Annotated in this window: 21 protein-coding genes; all 21 read left to right on the top strand. The window is 55.8% G+C overall.

Features of this window, described 5'->3' with window-relative positions:
• The first annotated feature begins 99 nt into the window (after positions 1 to 99).
• The 21 genes from C772_RS02555 (at position 100) to mutS (ending at position 26,916) form a co-directional block, all read left to right on the top strand.
• Positions 100 to 1,767 carry a ribonuclease J gene (locus tag C772_RS02555; protein WP_008297139.1) on the top strand — a complete coding sequence of 556 codons (1,668 nt, stop codon included), beginning with the start codon at positions 100 to 102 and terminating at the stop codon, positions 1,765 to 1,767.
• A gap of 85 nt (positions 1,768 to 1,852) precedes the next feature.
• Positions 1,853 to 4,222, top strand: a complete 2,370-nt coding sequence (locus C772_RS02550) for a DNA translocase FtsK (protein ID WP_008297137.1) — start codon at positions 1,853 to 1,855, stop codon at positions 4,220 to 4,222.
• A 421-nt stretch (positions 4,223 to 4,643) separates the two neighbouring features.
• Positions 4,644 to 5,372 carry a GntR family transcriptional regulator gene (locus C772_RS02545; protein ID WP_008297135.1) on the top strand — a complete coding sequence of 243 codons (729 nt, stop codon included), beginning with the start codon at positions 4,644 to 4,646 and terminating at the stop codon, positions 5,370 to 5,372.
• Between the two features lie 63 nt (positions 5,373 to 5,435).
• On the top strand, positions 5,436 to 6,527 hold the full coding sequence (locus tag C772_RS02540) for a BMP family lipoprotein (protein ID WP_008297133.1): 1,092 nt from the start codon (positions 5,436 to 5,438) through the stop codon (positions 6,525 to 6,527).
• A 162-nt stretch (positions 6,528 to 6,689) separates the two neighbouring features.
• A complete protein-coding gene (locus C772_RS02535; RefSeq protein ID WP_008297131.1) occupies positions 6,690 to 8,246 on the top strand; it encodes an ABC transporter ATP-binding protein in 1,557 nt (518 codons plus the stop codon).
• Positions 8,236 to 9,282, top strand: coding sequence for an ABC transporter permease (locus tag C772_RS02530; RefSeq protein ID WP_008297129.1), 1,047 nt, complete (start codon positions 8,236 to 8,238; stop codon positions 9,280 to 9,282). The genes C772_RS02535 and C772_RS02530 overlap by 11 nt, the downstream gene beginning before the upstream one ends.
• A gap of 1 nt (position 9,283) precedes the next feature.
• On the top strand, positions 9,284 to 10,243 hold the full coding sequence (locus C772_RS02525) for an ABC transporter permease (RefSeq protein WP_008297127.1): 960 nt from the start codon (positions 9,284 to 9,286) through the stop codon (positions 10,241 to 10,243).
• A 1,107-nt stretch (positions 10,244 to 11,350) separates the two neighbouring features.
• Complete coding sequence (gene yfmF, locus C772_RS02520; RefSeq protein ID WP_008297124.1) at positions 11,351 to 12,631, top strand: EF-P 5-aminopentanol modification-associated protein YfmF; 1,281 nt, start codon at positions 11,351 to 11,353, stop codon at positions 12,629 to 12,631.
• Positions 12,618 to 13,916 (top strand): EF-P 5-aminopentanol modification-associated protein YfmH, encoded by a 1,299-nt coding sequence (gene yfmH, locus C772_RS02515; protein WP_008297121.1) that lies wholly within the window; start codon positions 12,618 to 12,620, stop codon positions 13,914 to 13,916. Before yfmF ends, yfmH begins: the two co-directional genes overlap by 14 nt.
• Entirely contained in the window at positions 13,913 to 14,647 is a 735-nt protein-coding gene (ymfI, locus tag C772_RS02510; protein WP_008297119.1) for an elongation factor P 5-aminopentanone reductase, read from the top strand. The genes yfmH and ymfI overlap by 4 nt, the downstream gene beginning before the upstream one ends.
• 292 nt (positions 14,648 to 14,939) lie before the next feature.
• Positions 14,940 to 15,731 carry a DUF3388 domain-containing protein gene (locus C772_RS02505; RefSeq protein WP_008297117.1) on the top strand — a complete coding sequence of 264 codons (792 nt, stop codon included), beginning with the start codon at positions 14,940 to 14,942 and terminating at the stop codon, positions 15,729 to 15,731.
• 16 nt (positions 15,732 to 15,747) lie between these two features.
• Positions 15,748 to 16,644, top strand: a complete 897-nt coding sequence (locus tag C772_RS02500) for a helix-turn-helix domain-containing protein (protein ID WP_008297115.1) — start codon at positions 15,748 to 15,750, stop codon at positions 16,642 to 16,644.
• 44 nt (positions 16,645 to 16,688) lie between these two features.
• Positions 16,689 to 17,267 carry a CDP-diacylglycerol--glycerol-3-phosphate 3-phosphatidyltransferase gene (gene pgsA / locus C772_RS02495; protein ID WP_008297114.1) on the top strand — a complete coding sequence of 193 codons (579 nt, stop codon included), beginning with the start codon at positions 16,689 to 16,691 and terminating at the stop codon, positions 17,265 to 17,267.
• A 12-nt stretch (positions 17,268 to 17,279) separates the two neighbouring features.
• Positions 17,280 to 18,533 (top strand): competence/damage-inducible protein A, encoded by a 1,254-nt coding sequence (locus C772_RS02490; RefSeq protein ID WP_008297111.1) that lies wholly within the window; start codon positions 17,280 to 17,282, stop codon positions 18,531 to 18,533.
• Positions 18,534 to 18,736: 203 nt separating this feature from the next.
• The gene (recA, locus tag C772_RS02485; protein ID WP_008297109.1) at positions 18,737 to 19,798 is read left to right on the top strand and encodes a recombinase RecA; all 1,062 of its coding nucleotides are present in this window, start codon (positions 18,737 to 18,739) and stop codon (positions 19,796 to 19,798) included.
• A gap of 318 nt (positions 19,799 to 20,116) precedes the next feature.
• Positions 20,117 to 21,682 (top strand): ribonuclease Y, encoded by a 1,566-nt coding sequence (gene rny, locus C772_RS02480; protein ID WP_008297107.1) that lies wholly within the window; start codon positions 20,117 to 20,119, stop codon positions 21,680 to 21,682.
• 74 nt (positions 21,683 to 21,756) lie between these two features.
• Positions 21,757 to 22,554 (top strand): TIGR00282 family metallophosphoesterase, encoded by a 798-nt coding sequence (locus tag C772_RS02475; RefSeq protein ID WP_008297104.1) that lies wholly within the window; start codon positions 21,757 to 21,759, stop codon positions 22,552 to 22,554.
• A gap of 103 nt (positions 22,555 to 22,657) precedes the next feature.
• Positions 22,658 to 22,924: a stage V sporulation protein S gene (locus C772_RS02470; RefSeq protein WP_008297102.1), complete on the top strand. Its 267-nt coding sequence runs from the start codon at positions 22,658 to 22,660 to the stop codon at positions 22,922 to 22,924.
• A gap of 210 nt (positions 22,925 to 23,134) precedes the next feature.
• Complete coding sequence (locus C772_RS02465; RefSeq protein WP_008297101.1) at positions 23,135 to 23,566, top strand: RicAFT regulatory complex protein RicA family protein; 432 nt, start codon at positions 23,135 to 23,137, stop codon at positions 23,564 to 23,566.
• A 95-nt stretch (positions 23,567 to 23,661) separates the two neighbouring features.
• Entirely contained in the window at positions 23,662 to 24,240 is a 579-nt protein-coding gene (cotE, locus tag C772_RS02460; RefSeq protein WP_035001294.1) for an outer spore coat protein CotE, read from the top strand.
• A 90-nt stretch (positions 24,241 to 24,330) separates the two neighbouring features.
• Positions 24,331 to 26,916: a DNA mismatch repair protein MutS gene (mutS, locus tag C772_RS02455; protein ID WP_008297097.1), complete on the top strand. Its 2,586-nt coding sequence runs from the start codon at positions 24,331 to 24,333 to the stop codon at positions 26,914 to 26,916.
• The last annotated feature ends 3 nt before the right edge of the window (positions 26,917 to 26,919 follow it).

Genomic DNA, 26,919 nt, shown 5'->3' with positions numbered 1-26,919 from the left:
AATGTAAATTCGGCACTTTTTTAATTTGTCTAGATTGTACGGCTACCGTATAATGGGGGTTAGCGGATATGGAACGGGTATGATTTAGGAGGAGAACCATTGACCAAGACAAAAAATGAAAACATCAGGGTCATCCCCCTCGGAGGAGTGGGGGAGATCGGAAAGGCGATGTATGTGGTCGAAATCGATGATGAACTGTTTATCGTCGACAGCGGGCTCATGTTCCCTGAAGGGGAAATGCTCGGCATCGACATCGTCATTCCGGATATGACCTACATCGAAGAAAACAAAGACCGGCTGAAAGGGATCTTCCTGACCCACGGCCATGAAGATGCGATCGGATCGATCGCTTATCTGCTCAGCAAAGTCCAGGCGCCTGTCTACGGGTCGAAACTGACCATCGCCCTGGCAAAGGAACATCTGAAGGACAAGCAGGCACCCAAGAACATCAAGTTCTTCGAGGTTTCGAGCAGGAGCCGGATGAACTTCGGCAGGACGTATGTAACCTTCTTCCATACGACGCACAGCATTCCGGACTCCCTCGGGATCGTGTTCCACACAAGTGAGGGTGCCATTGTGCACACGGGAGAGTTCAAGTTCGACCAGTCGGCAAAGGGCAAATACCGGCCCGACATCTCGAAGATGGCCGCAATCGGGGACGAAGGCGTATTCATCCTGATGTCCGATTCATCGGAAGCGGAGCGTCCGGGGCATACGACACCTGAGTCCGTCGTCGCGGAGCAGCTGTCCAAGACATTCCACAAGGCGCAGGGGCGCATCCTCATCGCCCTTTATGCTTCCAACTTCATCCGCATGCAGCAGGTATTCGACCGGGCAGCCGAATCGGGACGCAAAGTCGCTGTGATCGGAAAGTCGCTTGAGATCTACTTCGAAGTCGGCATGAAGCTCGGCTATCTGGACGTCGCGGACGGCCTCGTCATCCCGGTCAAGGAAATCGGCAAGTACGATGACTCCGAAGTGGCGATCATCGTGACAGGTAACCAAGGCGAGCCGCTCCATGCGCTTGAGCGCATTGTGAAGCGCCAGCACAAGGACATCCGAATCAAGGAGACCGATACGGTCCTCATCACGTTCACTCCGTCGCCGGGCATGGAAGTCGGGATGTACAACACGATGAACGAGCTGGCCAAGGCAGGCGCCGATGTGCTGACTTCCAGCCGCAAAGTCCACGTATCGGGGCACGGCAGCCAGGAAGACCTGAAGCTGATGCTCAACCTGATGAAGCCGAAATTCTTCATCCCGATCCAGGGAGAGTACCGGATGCTGATCGCCCACTCCAAGCTGGCACAGCAGACCGGCCTGCCGAAGTCACGCATTTTCATCGCGGACAAAGGGGATATCGTCGAATACAAGAACGGCAAGATGCGAATGACCGGACGGGTGACCGCCGGAAACGTGCTGATCGACGGAAGCGGTGTCGGCGATATCGGCAATATCGTCCTGCGCGACCGGAAACTTCTTTCCGAGGACGGCATCTTCATCGTCGTCATTACGCTCAACCGCAAGAAAAAGACGATCGCGGCCGGGCCGGAAATTCTTTCCCGCGGATTTGTCTACGTGCGGGATTCGCGCGAGCTGATCGGCGAGGCCGGCGAACTCGTGAAGAAGATCGTAGGAAAATATTCCAACAAAGAATCGTTCGAATGGACGAGCATCAAGCAGGAAATCCGCGATACACTCAATTCATACCTCTACCAGAAGACGAAGCGCCGCCCGATGATCATTCCGATTATCATGGAATACTGAGGCGGAGCACCAGAGATAGAACAAAACGGGATTTCTACGCCGTCGCTGGCGGGAAATCCCGTTTTCATCGATGGGGGTGAACCAGATGGCAACCAAACGCAACAAGAAGAAAAAGCGCAGGAACTCTGCCAAAAAGAAGAAATCCGGACTTTATCCGCTCGGGTACGAGCTGGCGGGCCTCGTCATGACCGGGCTTGCCATCATCACATTTTTTGATCTCGGATTTGTCGGGAGGGCACTCGGCAGTGCTGCCCGGTTCCTGTTCGGGAACTGGCATGCCGCACTTCCGTTCCTGTTCCTGATATTCGCGCTTCTTCTGATGGTGAAGCGGGAGATCCCGGATCTGCGGAACCGCATTGTCGGAGGACTGCTTCTCATACTCGGAAGCCTGACACTTTTCAGCCATGTGCTGCTGTTCACGGAGCGTTATGAAAGCGGCCGTCTGCAGACCACTTCCGCACTGAAGGAAACATGGCTCATCCTGGTCACTGACGGAGGCATCACGGATCCGGCCGTTTCCCTCGGCGGCGGGATTGTTGGAGGATTCCTGTTTGCCATGTTCCATGTGCTGTTTGATTCGGCAGGCGCCACCATTGCGGGAATCATCATGCTTTCGATGGGCCTGATTTTGCTGACCGGCAAAGCGCTTGTCCCGTATCTGGCAGAAAAAGTTCCGGAAGCGATGGATTCGGTACGGGAATGGATGACAAGGGAACGCAAGCCCGCCCGTCCGAAGCCGGAAAAGCAGGAGAAAGTGAAGCAGCCGAAAGAGCCGCGGAAGTCCCGGCGTGCGGCCGCTGATGAGGAAGCGGCTTCCGCCGGCATCGCGGCACCTGAACCAGATTCCGCGGCGGGCGCCTACGGCAGTCCGGCAGAACCCGAACCGGTCCGCGTGCAGCCGATCATCTCTTCCTTCACCGAACGGGTCAGGGAAGAGCCCGGCGCAGAAAAGCCTGCAGCCAACACGAAAGAGGAAGGACAGGATATGGATGCAGAGATCCGGGATATCGGCGACGCACAGCCTGTAAACGAAGATTTTGTCCTGCCGCCTGTTTCCTTGTTGAACCCGCCGCCTGAAAACGACCAGAGCGGCGAATACAATATGATCCAGCACAATGCCGAAAAGCTTGAAAAGACGTTCCACAGCTTCGGCGTGAAGGCGAGCGTCACGGAAGTGCATCTCGGCCCGGCCGTCACCAAGTACGAAGTGATGCCGGCCACGGGCGTGAAAGTCAGCCGGATCGTCAGTCTGGCGGATGACATCGCCCTTGCGCTTGCCGCGCGCGATATCCGGATCGAAGCGCCGATTCCGGGCAAGTCGGCAGTCGGCATCGAGGTCCCGAACACCGAAGTGGCGATGGTCTCGCTTCGCGAAGTGCTGGAATCGAGGAACAACAACAAGCCGGATTCCAAGCTCATGGTCGCTCTAGGGAGGGACATTTCCGGTGAGGCGGTCATGGCCGAGCTCAACAAGATGCCCCATATGCTCGTTGCCGGGGCGACCGGCAGCGGGAAGAGTGTATGCATCAACGGTATCATCATCAGCATCCTCATGAGGGCGAAGCCGCATGAAGTCAAGATGATGATGATCGACCCGAAGATGGTTGAACTGAATGTATACAACGGTGTGCCGCATCTGCTTGCACCGGTCGTCACGGATCCCCGGAAAGCATCCCAGGCACTCAAGAAAGTGGTTGCGGAGATGGAACGGCGGTACGACCTCTTCTCCCACACCGGCACGAGGAATATCGAAGGCTACAACCATCATATTGACGAGTGGAATGAGGAAAACGAAGAAAAACATCCTCGCCTTCCTTACATTGTGGTCATCGTCGATGAGCTGGCAGACCTTATGATGGTTGCTTCGAGCGATGTAGAGGACTCGATCACCCGGATCGCCCAGATGGCACGGGCGGCAGGGATTCACCTGATCATCGCTACACAGCGCCCGAGTGTCGATGTCATCACCGGCATCATCAAGGCAAACATTCCGTCCCGGATCGCATTTGCCGTTTCATCGGCTGTGGATTCGCGGACGATCCTGGATTCCGGCGGGGCGGAGAAACTTCTCGGACGCGGGGATATGCTTTATCTGCCGGCGGGGGCCTCCAAGCCGACAAGGATCCAGGGTGCGTTCCTTTCCGACCAGGAAGTCGAGGAAGTCGTGGATTTCGTCATCAGCCAACAGAAGGCACAGTATGAGGAGTCGATGATCCCGACCGAGGTGGAGGAAACCGCACCCGAAGAAGAAACGGATGACTTGTATGACGAAGCGGTCGACCTGGTCCGGAGCATGCAGCAGGCATCGGTCTCGATGCTGCAGCGCAGGTTCAGGATCGGGTATTCCCGTGCAGCGCGCATCGTCGACCAGATGGAGATGCGCGGAGTTGTCGGGCCGCACGAAGGCAGCAAACCCCGCCAGGTCCTGATCCAGGACCATCCGGACGAACCGTGAACCGCCAAACAGGCAGGATCGGGTAAAGGCAGTCCGCTATAAACCGCCATCCATACTGCAGACAAAGTGAAGCCCGGTGCTCCTTTGTCTGCAGTTTTTTTATGCAGTCTTCTTTGTGACCCGTTGGCACATGCGACCGATCAGCACATGTCTGTTCGTGGTGTCTGCAAGAAACCGGAGGACCTTTTGTAAATTAGGAGGACCTCTTATGAAATCTCCATGAAATGTTGAAAACGCTTTATTGTAAAAGTAAGCGCTTTATCATGGCAGTTTGTTTACATGGATGGGGCATAAGTACGAATTTGTCTTCATATTTAGAAAGAAAGGTATTCCACTAGGGTAGCAAAAATGATATAGTATGTCTGATTAGGAGGAAGGTTTTACATCAGATGTCTGATCTCTTTAATTTGGTGGTGATGTCATGACGGTAAAGGCGGACCACCGGCACTTGTATCTTCAGGTTATCGAGCAGCTCAAGCGGGACATCGCGTCGGGTGTGTTTAAAGAAAAAGAAAAACTCCCATCCGAGTTTGAACTCGCCAAGATCATGGGCGTGTCCAGGGCGACTCTTCGGGAGGCGCTCCGCCTGCTTGAGGAAGAACACTATATTGTCCGAAGACACGGTGTCGGGACTTTCGTCAATCCGAGGCCGCTGTTTACAGCCGGCATCGAAGAGCTGGCAAGCGTATCGGACATGATCCGCCAGGTCGGCATGACCCCGGGAACGAACTTCATCAGCTCCTCCGAAGAACTTGCGACGGAAGAAGACATGGAGCGTTTCGGGTGCGGACCGGATGAACGGATCATGACGATCAAGCGGGTCCGGACGGCGGATGGTGAGCCGGTTGTCTACTGCATCGATGTCTTCCCGTCACGTTACGTCGGTGAGGAATTTCTGAAACAGGAAAATGAATCCATCTTCGAGGCGATTGAACGGACGGGAAACCTGAGGATTACACAGGCGGTGGCCCAGATTGAACCGGTCGGATACGACGAGGAAGCATCTCCGATCCTCGAATGCGAACCGGAGACCGCGCTGCTTATGCTGCGGCAGTCGCATTACGCGGAGGGGGAAGAGGTCATTCTCTACTCCCGCAATTATTTCAAGGGCGATAAATTCAATTTCCACGTTTTGCGGAAACGGATGTAAAACAGACAACCTTCCTGCTATCAAAAAGTACATTTACAACACAACATTTAGGGGGTACCACAAATGGCAAAACGCAAGTTTGGTCTTGCGCTGTCGGTTCTCTTGGCTGCGGGCACGCTCCTCGGCGCATGCGGCTCCGACAACGGTGAAGAAGCACAGAACGAAGGCAACAACTCCGGCGGCGGCGAGTCCGCTTCCGAGTTTTCCGTAGCGATGGTCACTGACGTCGGCGGCGTTGACGACAAGTCGTTCAACCAGGCTGCATGGAAAGGGATTCAGGAGTTCGGCGAAGACAATGGCCTCGAAAAAGGCGACGGCGGCTTTGATTATCTCCAGTCTGCCGGTGAAGAAGACTACATCCCGAACCTGAACGCATTGGCGCGACGTGATTTCAACCTCGTTTTCGGTGTCGGCTTCATGATGCAGGATGCGCTTGATGAGATCGCTTCCCAGCAGAAAGACACTCAGTTCGCGATCATCGACGCAGTTGTCGAGCAGCCAAACACGGTCAGCCTCCTTTTCAAAGAGCATGAAGGTTCCTTCCTCGCGGGTGTCGCAGCGGCACTCACGACAGAAAGCAAGAAAGTCGGCTTTGTCGGCGGCATGGAAAACGAAGTCATCCACCGCTTCGAGTCCGGTTTTGTACAGGGCGTCGAAGCAGTTGACCCGTCGATCGAGATCGATATCCAGTACACTGGCGCATTCGACAAAGCAGAGCTCGGAAAAACAACAGCCAACCGCATGTACTCCAGCGGCGTTGATGTGATCTTCCACGCTGCGGGCGGCACGGGCAACGGTGTCTTCTCCGAAGCGAAAGAACGCAAGTCGAACGACCCCGATGCAAACGTATGGGTCATCGGCGTTGACTCCGACCAGTACGACGAGGGTGCGGTCGGCGACACGAACGTCACACTTACTTCGATGCTGAAGCGTGTTGACGTAGCGGTTAAGGACATCTCCGAAAAAGCGAAAAACGGCGAGTTCCCTGGCGGCGAAGTCATCACTTACGGCATCGCGGATGAAGGCGTTGCACTTGCGGATTCCCGCGGCAACATCCCTGAAGATGTCGTGGCGCAGATCGAAGAGTACCAGGAAAAGATCGCTTCCGGCGAAATCGAAGTCAAGGAATACCCGGAAGGCAAAGAACCGAAGTAAGCATGAATGTGTTGAGCATGGGGGCCGGACTTTCCGGCCTTCATGTTTAATTATGTAAGGGCCATTTTTGTAATTGGTAGATGAAAGATTTCCTGACAGGAAGTCTTTCCTGTATCAGTTTACAGGTGTTTGGCAGGTTTTAAGGACAAAGGAGTGAATCCATTGGAATACGTGATCGAAATGCTCAACATCCGCAAGGAGTTCGGCAATTTCGTGGCTAACGATAACATCACCCTGCAACTCCGGAAAGGGGAGATTCATGCCCTGCTCGGTGAGAATGGCGCAGGGAAATCCACACTCATGAACGTCCTGTTCGGCCTTTATCAGCCGGAAGGGGGAGAAATCCGGGTTCGCGGCAAGAAAGTGGACATCACCGATCCGAACGTCGCAAACGAACTCGGAATCGGCATGGTGCACCAGCACTTCATGCTGGTCGAAAATTTTACGGTCACCGAAAACATCATCCTCGGCAATGAGCCGACAAAAAACGGCAGTGTGAATATTTCCAGCGCAGCCAAGAAAGTGGCGGAGCTGTCCAAACAATATGGTCTCAATGTCGACCCGAATGCCAAGATCGAGGATATCTCGGTCGGGATGCAGCAACGCGCCGAAATTCTGAAGACGCTCTACCGGGGGGCGGACATCCTGATCTTCGACGAACCGACGGCTTCACTGACTCCCCAGGAGATCAGCGAACTGATCGGCATCATGAAAAAGCTGATCGCCGAAGGCAAGTCCATCATCCTGATCACCCACAAACTCCAGGAAATCATGGATGTTTCAGATCGCGTCACGGTCATCCGTAAAGGCAAGGGGATCGGTACGGTCGAGACTTCAGAGACCGATCCAGAGCAGCTGGCATCGATGATGGTCGGCCGGCAGGTCACATTCAAGACCGAAAAGGGGCCGGCAGACCCGAAAGAGGAAGTGCTCAAGATCGAGGGGCTCACCGTCGAAGATTCGCGCGGAGTTCCGAAGGTCAAAGGCCTCAACCTGAGCATCAGAAAAGGCGAGATCGTCGGCATCGCCGGTATCGACGGCAACGGGCAGTCGGAACTCATCGAGGCAATCACCGGCCTGCGCAAGTCGAAATCAGGCAATATCCTGATCAACGGTAAGGACATCACGAACCGCAAGCCGCGGGAAATCACAAACAGCGGCATCGGCCATATTCCTCAGGACCGTCATAAGCACGGCCTCGTCCTGGATTTCCCGATCGGGCATAATATCGGATTGCAGACTTACTTCCGGCCTCCTTATTCGAAAGGCGGAATCATCAATTACACGGCAATCGACAAAAAAGCGGAAGAAATCATTGCCCAGTATGATGTCCGTACGCAGGGCCCCCACGAACCTGCGCGTGCGCTTTCGGGCGGGAACCAGCAAAAAGCGATCATCGGGCGCGAAGTCGAACGGGACCCGGATCTCCTGATTGCAGCACTGCCGACCCGCGGCCTTGACGTCGGGGCCATCGAATTCATCCATCGCCGTCTGATCGAGCAGCGGGACAGCGGCAAGGCGGTCCTTCTCGTCTCGTTTGAACTCGATGAAGTGATGAATGTCTCCGACCGCATCGCGGTCATCTATGACGGTTCGATCATCGATACAGTACTGCCGTCGGAGACGGACGAACAGGAACTCGGCCTGCTAATGGCCGGCCATTCGAGAGAAGCGGCTGCCCGGCAGGCGGAAGAAGGTGTCAACAACCATGTCGAATAGAATGATCAATCTCCTCGTGCCGGCCATCGCCGTCATCCTCGGCCTGCTGGTCGGGGCGATCGTCATGCTCGTGAGCGGCTATGATCCGGTTGCGGGGTATATCGCGCTTTGGCAGGGGATTTTCGGAGACTCCTATGCCATCGGTGAAACCATCCGCCAGATCACGCCATACATCCTGGCGGGCCTTGCGGTAGCCTTCGCTTTCCGCACCGGCCTGTTCAACATCGGGGTCGAAGGGCAGCTGATCGTCGGCTGGTTCGCGGCCGTCTACGTCGGTGCTGCATTTGACCTGCCGAAAGTGATCCATCTTCCGCTTTCCATCCTGGCGGGGGCGGCGGCAGGTGCACTCTGGGCCTTCCTGCCGGGACTTCTGAAGGCGAAGATGAAGATTCACGAAGTCATCGTGACAATCATGATGAACTATATTGCGCTGCACGTTGTCAACGCACTGATTAAAACATGGTCGGGCGGCGGGGACAAAACCGACCGGATCCTTGAATCGGCATCCCTGCGTTCCGAATTCCTTTCTTCCCTGACGGACTATTCACGGCTTCACTACGGGATTCTCGTGGCGCTGCTGATGGTGGTCGTCATGTGGTTCATCCTTGAAAAGACAACAACCGGCTTTGAATTGAAGGCGGTCGGCTTCAACGAGCATGCATCCGAGTATGCGGGCATGAAAATCGGCAAGAACATCATCTTGTCGATGGTCATTTCCGGCGCATTCGCCGGTCTCGCGGGAGCGATGGAAGGCCTCGGTACATTCGGCAATATGTATACGCGCGGCGGGTTCACCGGCATCGGGTTTGATGGGATCGCTGTTGCGCTCCTCGGGGCGAACACTCCGCTCGGCGTCATTTTCGGTGCGGTTTTGTTCGGCTCGCTGAAATACGGGGCGCTCAATATGCCGAACGCCGCACAGATTCCGGAAGAGGTTGTCCAGATTGTCATCGCGCTCGTCATCTTCTTTGTGGCGTGCGGCTATGCCATCCGTCTTTTCCTGACCAAGATCTCCAAGAAAAAGGAGGCGAAGTGACATGGGCTTCCTCGATATCCTTTACTTTATGGTGCCGGTGTCCATCGCCTATGCGGCGCCGCTGATCTTCACAGCGCTCGGCGGAGTTTTTTCCGAGCGTTCGGGTGTCGTCAACATCGCGCTGGAAGGCCTTATGGTGATGGGCGCATTTATCGGCATCCTGTTTAACCTGTTTTTCTTTGAGACGTTCGGTGCATGGACGCCTTGGATCGCCCTGATTGCCGCAATGATCGTATCGGGCGTGTTTGCCATCCTGCATGCGGTCGCATCGATTTCATTCCGTGCCGACCAGGTCGTTTCCGGCGTCGCCATCAACATGCTCGGCCTCGCCATCGCCCTGTTCCTGACTAAGATGATATTTGACAAGGGACAGACCGATTTCATTAAGAAAGCGATCCCGAACTTTGACGTGCCGTTCCTGTCGGACATCCCGGTGATCGGGCCGATGCTTTTCAAAGGCATCTATGGTTCGAGCATCCTGGCGATCGCGGTGGCCGTCATCACCTGGTACGTGATCTACAAGACGCCGTTCGGGCTGCGTCTCCGCGCCGTCGGGGAACACCCGATGGCAGCGGATACGATGGGCGTCAACGTCAACAAGATCCGGTACATCGCCGTCATCATTTCCGGTGCACTTGCCGGAATCGGCGGAGCGATCTATTCCCAGACCATGACCCGTGATTTCGGCCATGCGACCATCAACGGCCAGGGCTTCATGGCCCTTGCCGCAATGATCTTCGGGAAATGGCATCCGATCGGTGCCATGGGCGCGGCCATCTTCTTCGGGTTTGCCCAGGCGCTGGCAGTGGTCGGCCCGAGCATTCCGCTCATCAAAGAAATTCCGACGGGCTATCTTCACGCGCTCCCTTATGTCGTCACGATCCTCGCCCTTGCCGGCTTTATCGGCAAAGCGACCGGACCGAAGGCAAACGGAAAACCATATATCAAAGGCAGCCGGTAACTCCGGCCGGAGCGGGTCCTTCACGGGCCCGTTTTTTTATTTTTGGCTTAGGAAATGATAAAACTTCACGCTGTGGCCAATTATTATTCCCGTGTCGCCCACATCCGGTTCCAGCGCCCTGCAACCAGCAAACTTCACCCTTCGCCATTTCGATCAGTCAACATCGGCTCGTTCCTCGCCGTGTTCAGACTGTAGACAAAACGGGGCTTTCTGATAAGTCAATAACACGACGAAAAATGCAAACGGCACGGACTCTGGTCGCTTACCGCGGGCCGGCGCCGAGCTCCGTGTAAAGCGGATCTCGACAGCCCGGCTTTTCCTGCAGGTGTCTCCTGGCGTCCGTGCCGTTTGCTTTACCATGTGCTGAAACCGATTTTCGGACAGCTCCGTTTTGTCATTCACTTGGATATTTATCGTGTTTTTACCCCTAGACGGCCACGGTCTGAATACAAATCCTATACGAAATCGTAAAAGAACGAAAAGTCGATGGCTTTCGAGTTTACTGACCAGGTGGTCCTCAAAGGACCATCTCATCCAGTGAGACCATTTCCAGTTGATCAGGATTAATTCCATTCGATATTGACAGCATATCCATCAACCGTTTTGTAAACTGTTAATTCGATTATATAAACAGGTACCGTTCGTCTCAATAAGCCTCATGGCGGATTGTAGCGGAGGGCCCGAGACACCTGCGGGAAAAGCGTTAGCCGAAGACCACGCAGGATGTTACGCAATGCTGGCGCTTTTGCTCGCAGGAGATCTTCCGCTACGCGATGCGCACAGACGCCAGTCTTCGTACTGGCGCCGGCTAAGGCTACGTCCGCGGTAAGCGAGGGCCCGTAGCGGAAATCCGTAGGATTTTTCAGGAATAGAAAAAACTGCAGAGAACGGAGTAAGCTACTCACTTTGTCTACAGCCTAAACATCAGTCCGTTCCTCGCCGTGTTTCCTTTATCTCATTGCGAAGGGCACCAGTTTGTACGTTGCTGAACGGGCGCTTGCACTTTTGTTCTTAAAACCTCTCCAAAGTTTGCCATGCCTCAGCCGGGTTGGGTATAGTTAAATTGGTGAATACTTGATACAAATTTGAATGAAAACGAGGTGTCCCATGTTTACGGAAACTCGATTGACTCAAGGCGTCCGCCTGTATGTACGCAGGACGGAACAATTCAAAACGCTGACATTCTCCATCCGCTTCAAGCAGCCGCTGACAGCGGAAGGGGCTTCCGAGCGGGCTGTCCTGGCCAACATCCTGGAAGACAGCACAGAAACCTATCCGAGCCGGGCGGCACTCCGGCAGGCGCTCGAAACCATGTACGGAACCCTTTACTATACAGATGTCGGCAAACGCGGAGGCTACCACTACCTGTCGTTTAACGCCGAGTGTGTGGACGACCGCCTGATCCGTGACGAAGACATTGCGGACTGGACAATCCGGCTCCTTGCAGATGCCGTGCTCCGCCCGAATCTGCAGGACGGAGTCTTCAAAGCCCAGGTGTTCGAGCGGGAAAAGCAGACGGTTCTTGAGCGAGTCCGCTCCCTTTACGATGATAAAACCCGTTATGCGCAGCACCGGCTGCTGACGCTGCTGAGGCCTGAAGGGCCCGAATCCATCAGGGCCACCGGCGAAGAAACCCTTCTGGAAGCGCTGACTCCCGAGAAAGTCATGGAAGCGTATCGCCGGATGATCGGTGAAGACGAGATCGAGATTTACGTCGTCGGAGCAGTTGATGAGGAGGCCATCACCTCCTCACTTAAAGAAGCTTTCCACTTCGAGGGGCGTGTTCCGGCCGTGCTGCCCGAAAAAGCGGCCCGCGGAACCGGAAAGGAAGGCCGGATTTCGGAAAAGCAGAACATGAAGCAGGGTAAGCTCCACATCGGTTTCAGCACGCCTGTGATGTTCGGCACGGAAGACTTCCCGAAGATGCAGCTGGCAAACGGCATTTTTGGCGGCTTCCCTCATTCAAAGCTGTTCATGAACGTCCGTGAAAAGGAAAGCATGGCCTACTATGCCGCAAGCTCCTATCTGTCCCGCTACGGGCTCATCACCGTTTCAGCCGGCATCGACGCGGACCTCGCCGACAAAGCGACGAAGCTGATCGACGAACAGCTTGAGGCAATGAGAGCCGGGGAGATCACGGACACCGAACTGAGCCAGACCAAAGCGATGCTTGCCAACCAGCTTCGTGAAGCGCTGGATTCCTCAAGGGGCCAGATTGAGATCTTTGACCAGTACAAAGACCTCCCCGGCGGTTTCACGCCTGAAGGATGGATCGCGAAATGGGAGCCTGTGACGGCCGATGATATCCGGGAAATGGCCGGGAAGATCGATCGCCAGCTTGTCTATCTGCTTTCCGGAAAGGAGGAATCGGCTGATGAAAATGCTTGAGTACAGCCGCGTCAACGAAACGCTTTATCATGAGACTCTGCCGAATGGGCTGCAGGTGTTTATCCTGCCGAAATCCGGCTTTTCGAAAACCTATGTCTCGTTTACGACCAGGTACGGTTCCATTGACAATACCTTTATTCCGCTGGGCAAAGACGAAGTCGTCCGGGTCCCTGACGGCATCGCCCACTTCCTCGAGCATAAGATGTTCGAAAAGGAAGACGGGGATGTGTTCCAGAAGTTCGGGATGAACGGGGCATCAGCAAACGCCTTTACGTCCTTTACCCGTACCGCCTATCTGTTTTCCGCGACGGAGAACCTTTATCCGAATACGGAACTCCTGCTGGATTTCGTCCAGGCGCCTTATTTCACGGAGGAAACCGTTGAAAAGGAAAAAGGGATCATCGGACAGGAGATCACGATGTACGATGACCTGCCGGACTGGCGCTCGTATTTCGGAACGATCGAAAACCTGTACAAGGAGCATCCTGTGAAGATCGACATCGCCGGAACGGTCGAGTCGATATCGAAAATCACAGCAGATCACCTGTATGAGTGCTACCACACGTTCTACCATCCGTCGAACATGCTTGTATTTGCGGTCGGAGCGGTCGACCCTGAAGAGATGATGGACTTTATCCGGGACAATCAGGCTGGGAAGACGTTCGACAAGCCGGAGCGGATCGTCCGGCAGTTCCCGCAGGAGAAGATGGAATCAGCAGTGAAGGAAGGCAGCCTGGAGATGGATGTTTCCAAGCCGAAGGTCCATGTGGGAATCAAGCTTCCTGCACTTGCAGAAGAAGGGCTGGAAGGGCTGAAGCAGGAGCTGGCTTACCAGATCTTAATCGACCTCCTGTACGGAAAAACGTCCAAGTTCTATACGGAAGCCTACGAGGAAGGCCTGATTGACGAATCGTTCTCGACTGACTTCACTGCAGAAGAAGGATTTGCCTTTTCGGTGATCGGATCTGACAGTGCCAAACCCGAGGAGCTGACGAAGAAGATCGAGGACACCCTGCAGTGGGCGTCGGAAAAGTTTCCGTTCGGCCAGGAAGACCTGGACCGCCAGCGCAGGAGACGGATCGGCTTCTTCATGCGCGCGCTGAACTCGGTCGAATACATTGCGAACCAGTTCACCCGCTATGCATTCAATGGGATGAACCTGTTTGACACCGTAACCGCACTGGAGGCGCTGGAAGTGAAGGATCTCCAGAGAGTCCTCGTGCCGCTCACAGATGAGAAGGCGCGCACCGTATTCACGGTAAAACCTCCGGCGAACGGAGGGTGACCCCGCTCAGGTCCGCAGCGGTGCTCGGTGCCTCCGGAGGGATCGGCACCGCAGTCGCGGAGCGGCTTGCCGCTTCCGGCTGGTCCCTTTACCTGCATTACAATTCCTCACGGGATTCCGCACTGGCACTCGAGAAGCGGCTCGCAGAGGCTTACCCGCACCAACGATTCATCGCGGTACAGGCGGACTTTGCCGCCCCGGACGGAGGGGAGCGCCTGGCCGCTTCTACCGGCGACCTTCAGGCGGTCATCTCCTGCACCGGCCAGGGAATGACCAAGCTGCTCTCGGACACGGGAATGGATGACCTGGACGCACTATGGCGCGTGCATGCAGCAAATCCGATGCGTTATATCGGCCTGGTTTCTGAAAAACTGCGCCGCCATCCTGTTTCCCGCGTCGTCATGATCGGCTCGATCTGGGGTGACACGGGAGCAGCCGGGGAAGTGGCATACTCCGCCGTCAAGGGGGCAGTCCACTCGTTCGTCAAGGCCTATGCGAAAGAGGCGGCTGCCTCGAATGTCCTGGTCAATGCCATCTCTCCGGGCTGGATCGAGACTTCGATGAACAGCCACCTGGATGAGGAAGAGCGCAGGCTGGCGTTCGGCGAGATTCCGCTTATGCGCCCGGGCACTCCGGAAGACGTTGCCGGTACGGTGGATTTCCTGCTGGGCGAACAATCCCTCTACATCACCGGAGAAATCATCAAAGTCAACGGCGGATGGTATATCTGAACCAACGGCGGACCGGGGCACAAAAGCCCGGTCCGCTTTTTAATGGGTGCTTACCGTGATCTGACAATTAGATGGAAGAAAGATTCCAATGGAGCTTTGCAAAAGCATGCACATGAAACGGCAATCTGAATGATTTTCATATTTTAAGATATTGTTGCCTGATTCACGGTTAATAGGGGATCAAAGTCTTTCGTGGGTTCCGAAATCCCCCCGGCTAACCCTTTTCTTCAAATGACAAATCCGATATGATAGAAATACATTGCGCATCCGGCGCCGATGGAGGCGACCCAAATTGAGTGAGTGGTACATGGAATACGAAATCGAAGTGAACCGGCCGGGGCTTCTGGGGGAAATTTCCTCACTCCTCGGTCTCCTGCGTGTCAACATCGTGACGATCAACGGTGTGGACCAGGGCAGGAGGGGCATGCTGCTCCGGACCGAGAACGATGACGCCATCGAGCGGTTTGAACTGATCGCATCGACGATGGACATGATCAATGTCAGAAAACTGAGGCATCCGAAGCTCCGGGATATCCTGGCGGTCCGGCATGGCCGGTACATCCAGCGAGATGCCGATGATAAAAAGACATTCCGCTTTGTGCGGGACGAGCTCGGCATTCTCGTCGATTTCATGGCTGAAATCTTCAAGCAGGAAGGCCACAAACTGATCGGCGTCCGCGGCATGCCCCGCGTGGGCAAGACGGAGTCTGTCGTGGCGGCGAGTGTGAGCGCGAACAAGAAATGGATTTTCCTTTCTTCGACGATGCTTCGCCAGACGGTCCGGAGCCAGCTGGCCGGCGACGAATTTTCACCGGATAATGTCTTCATCCTCGACGGGATCGTGACAAGGAAGGCGAGCGACGAGCGGCATATGCAGCTTGTCCGGGAAATTATGCGCCTGCCTGCGATAAAAGTTGTGGAACATCCTGACATGTTTGTGCGTCTTTCTGAGTACACCATGGATGATTTCGACTATATCATCGAGATCCGCCGTGATGAAGATGAAGAAATCACTTACGAGAAGCTGGAAGAAAACGACAGGATGTCGAGCCGGAGCGGGATGGATTTCGGATTCAATATTTGATAGGCAGGTGTTTTGGTTGTCCGAATTGGGCGCTCGGCTAAAACAGGCGAGGATGGAGAAAGGCTACTCGCTTGAAGATTTGCAGGAAATCACAAAAATACAGAAACGTTATCTTGCCGCCATCGAGGAAGGCAAGTTCGGCATCATGCCCGGCACATTCTATGTCCGGGCGTTTATCAAGCAGTACGCGGAAGCGGTCGACCTGGATGCCGATGAGATGCTGGCCATGTACAAGGCGGAGGCTCCGGAACCGCTTATCACGGGAGACTCGGCGGGGATGTCCGCCCCGACGATGAGACGCACGTCCATGAGGCGTGCGGGCAAGGCAGCCGAAGCGATGCCAAAGGTCATTCTTGCGCTGTTCATCGTGGTGGCCATCGGCATCGTCTGGTTCCTGAAGGCCAACCAGGCGGCGGATACCGAACCGGCCGAAGAAATCAACGAAACGGAAAGCACCGTGCAGGTGGAACAGGTCGGTCCTGAAGATGCTGAGGACGCGGCACCTGCCGAAGACGCGGATCCTGCCGAAGAAGAGGCTGCTGAAGAAGCGGAAGAGCCTGCGGAAACGGAAGAACCGGCGGAGCCGGAAGCCGCACTTGCAGTCGACAGGACCGAAGGCGAGAACACCTTCTACAACCTGTCCGGCACCGACAAGGCGAGCATCACGCTGAACGGGAAAGGCCGTTCCTGGATTTCCGTGACAGACAATACCGGGAAGCAGTACTTAAGCAAGAGCCTCGAGAACGGACAGACAGAGACCATCGAGGCACAGGGCGTACAGTGGTTGCGTTTCCGCATCGGCTATGTGCCTGGCGTGGAGATCACCGTGAACGGAAGTCCGCTCACTTACGCAGTTCCCGGAACGGATCGGGTTACACAGAACATCATCATCCAGCTTGGTGCTGCACAATAGTCATCTCTAGGGATGACTTATTTTTTTTGAAAGGGGCATAATTGATGAATTTACCTAATAAAATCACCGTGGCGAGAGTTCTTCTCATCCCGGTGTTCATCCTGTTCATGCTGGCTGATTTCGGCATGGGCACCATCCGGGCAGGCGGCGTTGAACTTCCGGTTGAGCATCTGATCGGCGGCATCATCTTCATCATCGCGGCGCTGACGGACTGGTTCGATGGACACCTGGCCCGCAAATACAATCTTGTCACGAACATGGGCAAGTTCCTGGACCCTCTGGCGGACAAGCTCCTCGTCTCCTCGGCGCTCATTATTCTCGTTGAGATGGGCTTTGCGCCTTCGTGGGTCGTGATCATCATTATTTCCCGCGAGTTCGCGGTGACCGGCCTGCGACTGATCCTGGCGGGCGGCGGGGAAGTCGTGGCGGCGAATATGCTCGGAAAGATCAAGACGACCACACAGCTTCTTGCAACCATCTTCCTGCTGCTCCACAATATCTTCTTCGAAGCGGCCGGTATCCCGTTCGGAACCATCATGCTGTACATCGCGCTCATCTTCACGGTCTGGTCGGGCGTGGATTACTTCTATAAAAACCGCCGTGTTCTGCTTGATTCTATGTAAGGGGGAGTCACCGTGAAAGCCGAAATCATTGCTGTTGGATCCGAACTGCTTCTCGGGCAGATCAATAACACGAATGCCCGATACATTTCAGCAGGGCTCGCCGAACTAGGCATCAGCGTCCATTTCCATACCGTGGTCGGGGACAATGCCGGCAGGCTCGAGGATGCGATCCGGATCGCCGAGTCCCGGGCTGACCTGCTCATCTTCACGGGCGGGCTCGGCCCGACAAAGGATGACCTGACGAAGGAAACGATCGCCCGCCACGCCGGCACCCGGCTCGTGTATGACGATGAGGCGCTCGTATCGATCCGTGCCTGGTTCGAGCGCATGGGGCGTGAGATGACGGACAACAATAAAAAGCAGGCCCTGATCCTTGAAGGGGCAGCCGTTCTGCAGAACCATCACGGCATGGCGCCGGGCATGCTGTTCTCCGCAGGCAGCCGCCACTATCTCCTGATGCCGGGTCCTCCGAAGGAAATGGAACCGATGTTCACCGTGCAGGCGAAACCGCTTCTTGCCAGGCTTGCAGGCTTCACAGGACCGATCGCTTCGCGCGTTTTCCGCTTTTACGGCATCGGGGAAGCCGAACTGGAGCACAGGCTGTCGGATCTGCTGGACAATCAGACGAATCCTACACTTGCTCCGCTTGCTTCAGACGGTGAAGTGACGATCCGCGCAACCGCGAAGGCGGACACAGTGGAAGAGGCGGCCGGTCTGCTGGACGGGGCGGAAGCCGAGATCCGGAAGATTGTCGGCAAGTACCTGTACGGTTATGATGACGAAACACTGGTCTCGAAGGCCGCTTCTCTCCTGATCGGAAATGGCCTGACCATTTCCGCTGCGGAAAGCCTGACGGCCGGCCTGTTCATGTCCGAGCTTGCCGAACAGCCCGGCATCAGCGCCGCACTGGCCGGTGGAGTCGTGACCTATACCGCAGAGGCAAAGATGGAGCAGCTTGGCATTCAGCGTTCCCTGCTTGATGAAAAGGGCGTCGTAAGCGAAGAAACGGCTTCCGCAATGGCGAAAGCGGTCCGGGAAAAGTTCGGCACCGATATCGGCGTCGGACTGACGGGGGCAGCCGGGCCGGATCCCCATGACGGCAAACCGGGAGGCACCGTCTGGGTTGCCATCGCAACCGGAAACGAAGTACGGACACGGGAACTTCTGCTTTCGGGCATGCGGAACACAAACCGCATCCGGGCCGTGAAATCAGCTTTGCATATGCTGATCGGGTTGATCGGCGACACGGCTGAAGGGCATAAATAAAAAAGATAAGGCGCCGGGAATTTCGATTTCGGTGCCTTTTTTCATGCCGAAATCCAAAAACGGGGCGCCGGGGCTGCTCGATTTTCAAGTATGACCTGCATGAAAATCGAATGGATGTTCGCTTTTTTCTTGTGTTTTTCTCAATAACCGAGTATAGTAGAGACAGAAAGAAAACCAGTATACACCCATGAGGAGGAACAAGTTTGAGCGATCGCAAAGCTGCATTGGATATGGCACTGAAACAGATTGAAAAACAATTCGGGAAGGGTTCCGTCATGAAATTGGGCGAGCAGACGGACCGTGTGATCTCGACGTCTTCGAGCGGTTCACTCACGCTTGACACCGCGCTCGGAGTAGGCGGGTACCCGCGTGGCCGGGTGATCGAAATCTATGGACCCGAGAGCTCAGGCAAGACGACGGTTGCGCTACACGCCATCGCGGAAGCGCAGGCGGCAGGCGGTTCGGCAGCCTTTATCGATGCCGAGCACGCCCTTGACCCTGTCTACGCGCAGAAGCTGGGCGTCAACATCGATGAGCTGCTCCTTTCCCAGCCGGACACGGGAGAACAGGCTCTCGAAATCGCAGAAGCGCTTGTACGCAGCGGCGCGATCGACATTATCGTCATCGACTCCGTCGCGGCACTCGTGCCGAAAGCGGAAATCGAAGGCGAAATGGGCGATTCCCATGTCGGCCTCCAGGCCCGCCTCATGTCCCAGGCGCTCCGGAAGCTTTCCGGCGCGATCAATAAATCGAAGACCATCGCCATCTTCATCAACCAGATCCGTGAGAAAGTCGGCGTCATGTTCGGTAACCCGGAAACCACTCCTGGCGGCCGTGCGCTGAAGTTCTACAGTTCGGTCCGCCTTGAAGTGCGCCGCGCCGAGGCGATCAAGCAGGGCAACGACTTCGTAGGTAACCGCACAAGGATCAAGGTCGTCAAGAACAAGGTGGCTCCGCCGTTCCGCACGGCGGAAGTCGACATCATGTACGGTGAAGGGATTTCCAAGGAAGGCGAAATCATTGACCTTGGAGCAGAAACCGATGTCGTCCAGAAAAGCGGTTCCTGGTACTCGTACAATGGCGAACGCCTTGGACAGGGCCGCGAGAACTCGAAACAGTTCCTGAAGGAAAACCCTGATATCCGCCAGGAGATCGCCGGTAAGATCCGTGAAGCCTATGGCCTGAACGGCCCTCAGGTTGCCGCGGAAGAGGAAGAGGAGTCCGAGGACGAGATCTTCGACCTGCTCATCGACGAGGAAAAGTAAAAAAATAAGCCCGGTTTTGGACCGGTCCCGGCCGGCAGCGGCGCCCTCTTCCCCCTGAGAAAGAGGTGTCGCTGCCGGCCGGTTTTTATTGCGGCGGCCTGCACCGGGACAGGCCGCGGAAAGGGGCGGGAAATGCCGGGAAACGGCGCAGTTCCAACCTTGACAGCGCTTTTTGCCGCCGGTACAATTGAAGATGGATAGATTTATCCAATAACCATCATGACAGATTTTGTGCAAGACCGGCATGAACAGCATGAATGCCCGGCATGACGCCGGAATGGTTTAACAGACGAATGAAAGCAGGGGGAGGTGACCTCAATGGTTGAAGTGATCATCTCCGCTTTGCTCGGACTCATCGTCGGTGCAGTTGTTGGCTATTTTGCCTTAAAACAAGTGAACGATTCCAAAGTGACCGGTGCGAAGCAGTCTGCCGAATCCATCGTGGAGGATGGCAGGCGCGAAGCGGAGGCACTGAAAAAAGAAGCGCTACTTGAAGCGAAAGATGAAACTCACAAACTACGGACAGAAGCCGAATCGGACATCCGGGAACGCCGCGCAGAACTCCAGCGGCAGGAAAACCGGCTGTTGCAGAAGGAAGAGAATCTTGACCGCAAGGAGGATGCGCTGAACAAACGTGAAGCGGGTCTGGAGCGCAAGGAAGACGCTTTGGCCGAACGACAACAGCATATCGCACAGATGGAGAGCAAGGCGGAACAGCTCATGAGCGAACAGCAGACTGAGCTTGAACGCATATCGGCCCTTACCCGGGAAGAGGCACGGCAGCTGATCCTTTCGGAAGTGGAAACAGAGCTTTCAACGGACATCGCCGTCATGACCAGGGAGGCCGAACTGAGGGCGAAAGAAGACTCGGACAAGAAAGCCCGTGAAATCCTGTCACTGGCCCTGCAGCGGTTTGCTGCCGACCATGTGGCGGAAACGACCGTATCGGTGGTCAATCTGCCGAACGATGAGATGAAGGGCCGGATTATCGGGCGTGAAGGGCGGAATATCCGTACCCTGGAGACCCTGACCGGAATCGATCTCATCATCGACGATACACCGGAAGCGGTCATCCTGTCGGGCTTCGATCCGATCCGCCGCGAAATCGCGCGGCTGGCCCTTGAGAAGCTTGTACAGGACGGGCGGATCCATCCGGCCCGGATCGAAGAGATGGTGGAGAAATCCCGCAAGGAAGTCGACGAGCAAATCCGCGAAGCGGGCGAGCAGACGACATTCGATCTGGGAATCCACAATCTCCACCCGGATCTCATCAAAATCATCGGCCGCCTCAAATACCGGACAAGCTATGGCCAGAATGTCCTGAAGCACTCAAAGGAAGTGGCCTATCTGTCCGGACTTCTCGCGGCCGAGCTCGGGTTCAAGGATTCCGACATCGCGCTTGCACGGCGCGCGGGACTGCTGCATGACATCGGCAAGGCGATTGATCACGAGGTGGAAGGCAGCCACGTCGAAATTGGCGTCGAGCTCGCCAGCAAGTACAAGGAACATCCGGTTGTCATCAACAGCATCGCATCCCACCACGGGGACACGGAACCGACATCGGTCATCGCCATCCTCGTGGCGGCTGCCGACGCCCTGTCGGCAGCGCGCCCGGGTGCCAGAAGCGAGACGCTGGAAAATTACATCCGCCGTCTTGAAAAGCTCGAGGAAATCGCCGAAGACTACGATGGTGTCGAGAAGTCCTATGCCATCCAGGCAGGACGGGAAGTCCGCATCATCGTGCGTCCGGATCAGGTGGATGACATCACGGCCCACCGGCTCGCAAGGGATATCCGGAAGCGGATCGAAAGCGAGCTCGATTATCCGGGCCACATCAAAGTGACCGTCATCCGGGAGACCCGGGCGGTCGAATACGCAAAATAACAGCATAAACAGGCTTCCTGGGAAATGTCCGGGAAGCCTTTTTCATTGCTGATACAGGATGGAGAGAGCACCAAATGAAAATTCTGTTTATCGGAGACATTGTCGGCGAGCCCGGCATGGAAATGGTACGGCGGACGCTGCCGGGCCTGCGGAGAAAGTATGCGCCTGATGTGGTGATCGCCAACGGAGAAAATGCGGCATCGGGCAAGGGGCTGAGGCGCCAGGATTATGACGACCTGATCTTCGGTGGCGTGGACGTCATTACGATGGGAAACCATACGTGGGACAAAAAAGAGATTTTCGATTTTATCGACGGGGCGGACTCACTCATCCGGCCGGCGAACTTTTCGCCGGAAGCGCCGGGCCGCGGCATGACGACCATCTCGAAGGAAGCGGGCCTGCTGACGGTCATCAACCTTCACGGACGCGCATTCATGCCGCCCCATGATGATCCGTTTGAGGCGGCTGACCGGCTGATCGCCCAGGCCAAGGCAGAGTCGCCGCTGGTGTTCGTCGACTTCCATGCGGAAGCGACAAGCGAGAAAATTGCAATGGGCTGGCATCTTGACGGCCGGGTGACGGCCATGGTCGGAACCCATACCCACGTCCAGACCGCGGATGAGCGGATCCTGCCTGGCGGGACCGCCTATCTGACGGACGCCGGGATGACCGGACCATACGACGGGATCCTCGGCATGAAGAAAGAAGAGGTGCTGTACCGCTTCCGCACAAACCTGCCGGCCAGATTTGAAGTGCCGAAAAACGGGCGTACGCAGCTCGGTGGCTTTTTCGTTGAGGCCGATGCGGGATCCGGGAAGGCGATCCGCTGTGAACGCATACTCGTCAATGATGACCACCCGCTAAAAGGATGATCCGGCCACTCCGGTTGTGTGTTCATGCGCTATCCGCGCCCCGCATACAATAAGACATGGAAGAGTCCGGTTCCATGAAAGCGGAAAAACAGGAGGGATAGGCATGGACTCATTGAAAGTATCCTCACGCTCCAATCCGAATTCTGTCGCAGGAGCACTCGTCGCGGTCATCCGGGAGAAAGGGTATGCGGAAATGCAGGCTGTCGGGGCCGGAGCGCTCAACCAGGCCGTCAAGGCCGTCGCCATCGCAAGAGGATTTGTCGCACCGAGCGGCAATGATCTGACCTGCTCGCCGGCCTTCACCGACATCCTGATCGCAGGAGAGGAACGGACGGCGATGAAGCTGCTAGTGGAAAAAAGAAAACGATGAACTGTCGGCCTCCCGATGCGGGAGGCCGTTCGGTTTTCGGATTTATATCCGGACGGCCCTCCAGATGTGTCAATGTGCCGACATTCGGGCACCCGGCTTGTCTGGTCGCAGCCCGGTCTCGTATAATGGGGAAAACATCCCGGTTCCGGCCGGTTAAATTTGTCCGATTGCCGCCCCGGCAAACAGCGGACGGCAGAAAAGGTGGATATCATGGAAAACACATACACGAAACACGAGATCATCGAGAAGGCGAAAGAGCTGGCCGAAATGATCGCGCAGACGGAGGAAGTGGACTTCTTTAAGCGTGCAGAAGCGCAGATCAATGAAAACCAGAAGATCCGGGAAAAAATCGCAAGCCTGAAGAGCCTCCAAAAACAGGCAGTGAACTTCCAGCAGTACGGCAAGGAACGCGCACTCGGACTTGTGGAAAATAAAATCGAGCAAATCGAGAAAGAGATCGACGAAGTGCCGATCGTCCAGGAGTTCAAGCAATCCCAGGTAGAAGTGAACCAGCTGCTCCAGCTTGTGTCCAACACGATAGCAAATAATGTGACCAACCACATCATCGAATCGACCGGAGGCGACGTACTCCGCGGCGAGACCGGCTCCATGGTCCGCAACGCTCCAGGCGGCAAAAAATAAAAGAAAGTCCGAAGGAAGAAATTCCTTTGGGCTTTTTTCACTTCCTGGGCGAATGTTGCATAGGATGGAAGTGAACCGAAGAAGGAGGGTTGACCCTGAGAAACTTACGGCAGATCGTCACGAAAGCGGTAGTCGCCAAAGGAAAGAAGAGAACGGAGTCGACGGAGGTGCTCCGGCCGCCAAATAAGCCGTCGGGCATCCTGGGCTGCTGGATCATCAACCACACCCATCAGTCCAAGAAGTATGGCAAGTATTGCGAGGTGTCCGGCAAGTTCGACATCAACGTCTGGTATTCCCACCATGACCATTCGAAGACGTCGGTCTACACGGAAACCATCAGCTACAAAGACCGAGTCCGCCTCCACTATCGTGATGGTGCGACCGGCGGCCAGGAAGATGTGTACACCAAGGTCATCCAGCAGCCGAACTGCACCGAAGCGATCATTACCAAATGCGGAGAAAAATTTAGCGTTTCGGTCGAGCGCGAACTCCTTGCCGAGGTGGTTGGGGAGACGAAGATTTGCGTACAGGTCCACCCGGACGACTTTGAGGAAGAATGGCGTTTTGACGACGAAAGTTCATCTTCTTCCGGAGGACACGGGGACGGCAATGACTTCAAAAAGGACTTTGGCGGGGAGAAGGGCGATTCAGACAAGGATTCGAGTTCGTACTGAGAGGCCGGGGAGCTTCCCCGGCTTTTTCTGTTGTGCCGGGTCTCTGATATAATTGAAGGAATACTGAGGTTTACGGGAGTTGTAGCAACGATGGCAGTGAAAACATTGACACCTATGATGAGACAGTATCTGGAGATCAAAGAAGATTATAAGGACGCGTTCCTGTTTTTCAGGCTCGGCGATTTTTACGAAATGTTTTTCGAGGATGCGCTGAATGCATCTCAGATTCTTGAAATCACCCTGACATCCAGGGACGGCGGCCAGACCGGAAAGATTCCGATGTGCGGTGTGCCGTACCATTCATCCGCAGGATATATAGAGACGCTTGTCAGGAAGGGCTATAAGGTGGCGATCTGCGAGCAGACGGAAGACCCGGCATTGGCCAAAGGCATCGTCAGGCGGGAAGTCATCCAGCTGATCACGCCTGGGACATTGACGGAAGGCCGCACGGTCGGGGAGAAGTCGAACGTCTATATCGGCTCTGCAGGAAGGACAGGTGAGGGAGAGTATGCGCTTGTGCGCATCGATCTTTCGACCGGCGAGGGAACGGCGACCTACGCGGGGCGTGATCCGAAATCGCTGGTTTCGGAAGCGGAAGCACTCCAGATCCGGGAGATTGTCGTGCCGGACGAGCTTTACCTGGATCTGCACGAGCAGGCCCAGGCCCGTTCTATTTTGCTGTCCATAGAGAATGAGGAAGCAGACCGGGACTGGGAGACGGCACTGACGGATGCCTGCCCCGCTCCGATCCGGCCTTCGGCTGCCCGTCTTCTCCGCTATCTGGAGCGCACTCAGAAGCGGTCCCTGTCCCACCTGCAGCCGATTGTCTATCGTGAGCAGAAATCCGTTTTGTCAATCGACCCGAACTCCAGAAGGAACCTGGAGCTGGTCCGGTCCATCCGCGGAGGCGGCGAGAAAGGCTCTCTTTTCTGGCTGCTGGACGAAACGGTCACGGCAATGGGCGGCAGGAGGCTTAAACAGTGGATCCATGAGCCGCTTGCCGGGAAGGACGCCATCCTGGAGCGTACAGACGCCGTGGAAGAACTGATTGCAGACTTTTTTGTCCGAGGCGAAGTCCGGGAACTTCTGAAGGGTGTCTACGATATCGAACGGCTTGCCGGTAAGGTGGCGCTCGGCAATGCAACGGGCCGGGAGCTGGCCCAGCTTCGCCGCTCCCTGTCACAGGCCGGTCCGATCCGCGGGTCACTGGCGGCTTCCGGGGGAGAAAAGCTAAAGCGGATGGCCGGCTCCATTGATCCGTGCACAGACGTCCTCGCCATCCTGGAGCGGTCGATTACGGACGATCCGCCGATCAGCAATAAAGAGGGCGGTGTGATCCGGGAAGGGTATCATGCACGCCTGGACGAACTGCGGGATGCCTCCAAGAACGGCAAGGACTGGATCGCCGCACTGGAGGCGGAAGAGCGCAGCAGGACCGGCATCAAATCGCTTAAGATCGGATACAACAGGGTATTCGGTTACTATATCGAGGTCACCAAGTCGAATGTCCACCTGATTGACCAGGAACGCTACGAACGGAAGCAGACACTGGCCAACGCGGAACGATACATCACGCCGGAACTCAAGGAAAAGGAAGCCATCATCCTGAATGCCGATGAGGAAGCCCTCATTCTGGAGGCGGAACTGTTCCAGGCGGTGAGGGATGAGGTGAGACGGCATATCCCTTCCATCCAGGCCCTGGCCGACTGTCTCAGCACGCTGGACGTCCTGACCGCGTTTGCGGAAGTATCCGAGAAATACAGGTTCGTTAAGCCCGTCTTCAATGAAGGACGCGAAATGAAAATCATCGGGGGCCGGCACCCGGTAGTCGAGAAAATGCTGGATGACGGCACTTATGTGCCGAACGACTGCATCCTGGATGAAGGCTCGAACATGCTGCTCATCACGGGACCTAACATGTCAGGGAAAAGTACATACATGCGACAAGTCGCACTGACAGTCATCATGGCGCAGATCGGATGCTTCGTCCCTGCCGACCGTGCCGAACTTCCCGTGACCGACCAGATTTTCACACGTATCGGCGCGGCCGACGACCTGGCGGGCGGCCAAAGCACATTCATGGTTGAGATGATGGAATCCCGGCTGGCACTCGCGAACGCGACGCCGGACAGCCTGCTGCTCTTTGACGAGATCGGGAGGGGAACGTCCACTTATGACGGGATGGCGCTTGCACAGGCGATGATGGAGCACATCCACGACCATATCGGGGCCAATACACTGTTTTCCACGCATTATCATGAACTGACCGGACTATCCGAGACGCTCGGCCGTCTGAAAAACGTCCATGTGGCCGCTGCCGAACAAAACGGAAGGGTCATTTTCCTTCATAAGGTGAAGGATGGGGCGGCGGACAAGAGCTATGGGATCCAGGTGGCGGAGCTTGCAGGGCTTCCGGAAAGCGTCATCCGGCGGGCAGACGAACTGCTGGGTGAGTTCGAGGCCGAGAAACCGGCTTCCGAGCCTTATACGGAACCGGAAGGCCAGCTGTCGCTGTTTGACGAAGCCGGTGAAGAGACGGACTCCGCCAAGCCGGCCGGTTCACAATCCGGCCTGGCCGGCGAAATTGAAGGGCTGGACCTTCTGCGCATGACGCCGATGGACGCTTTCCAGTGGCTCCACGGCATGCAGGAACGACTGAAACGGAACGGAAGGTGATCG

The sequence above is a fragment of the Bhargavaea cecembensis DSE10 genome (genome assembly GCF_000348905.1).
In the GTDB taxonomy this organism is placed as follows: domain Bacteria; phylum Bacillota; class Bacilli; order Bacillales_A; family Planococcaceae; genus Bhargavaea; species Bhargavaea cecembensis.
This window is presented reverse-complemented; position numbering and strand designations above follow the sequence as displayed.

What these genes read in the sequence shown, in the direction of transcription:
- C772_RS02550 (WP_008297137.1), top strand. Translation starts at nt 1,853, where the DNA reads ATGGCAACCAAACGCAACAAGAAGAAAAAGCGCAGGAACTCTGCCAAA.
- C772_RS02545 (WP_008297135.1), top strand. Translation starts at nt 4,644, where the DNA reads ATGACGGTAAAGGCGGACCACCGGCACTTGTATCTTCAGGTTATCGAG.
- C772_RS02540 (WP_008297133.1), top strand. Translation starts at nt 5,436, where the DNA reads ATGGCAAAACGCAAGTTTGGTCTTGCGCTGTCGGTTCTCTTGGCTGCG.
- C772_RS02530 (WP_008297129.1), top strand. Translation starts at nt 8,236, where the DNA reads ATGTCGAATAGAATGATCAATCTCCTCGTGCCGGCCATCGCCGTCATC.
- C772_RS02525 (WP_008297127.1), top strand. Translation starts at nt 9,284, where the DNA reads ATGGGCTTCCTCGATATCCTTTACTTTATGGTGCCGGTGTCCATCGCC.
- yfmF (WP_008297124.1), top strand. Translation starts at nt 11,351, where the DNA reads ATGTTTACGGAAACTCGATTGACTCAAGGCGTCCGCCTGTATGTACGC.
- yfmH (WP_008297121.1), top strand. Translation starts at nt 12,618, where the DNA reads ATGAAAATGCTTGAGTACAGCCGCGTCAACGAAACGCTTTATCATGAG.
- pgsA (WP_008297114.1), top strand. Translation starts at nt 16,689, where the DNA reads ATGAATTTACCTAATAAAATCACCGTGGCGAGAGTTCTTCTCATCCCG.
- rny (WP_008297107.1), top strand. Translation starts at nt 20,117, where the DNA reads ATGGTTGAAGTGATCATCTCCGCTTTGCTCGGACTCATCGTCGGTGCA.
- C772_RS02475 (WP_008297104.1), top strand. Translation starts at nt 21,757, where the DNA reads ATGAAAATTCTGTTTATCGGAGACATTGTCGGCGAGCCCGGCATGGAA.
- C772_RS02470 (WP_008297102.1), top strand. Translation starts at nt 22,658, where the DNA reads ATGGACTCATTGAAAGTATCCTCACGCTCCAATCCGAATTCTGTCGCA.
- C772_RS02465 (WP_008297101.1), top strand. Translation starts at nt 23,135, where the DNA reads ATGGAAAACACATACACGAAACACGAGATCATCGAGAAGGCGAAAGAG.
- mutS (WP_008297097.1), top strand. Translation starts at nt 24,331, where the DNA reads ATGGCAGTGAAAACATTGACACCTATGATGAGACAGTATCTGGAGATC.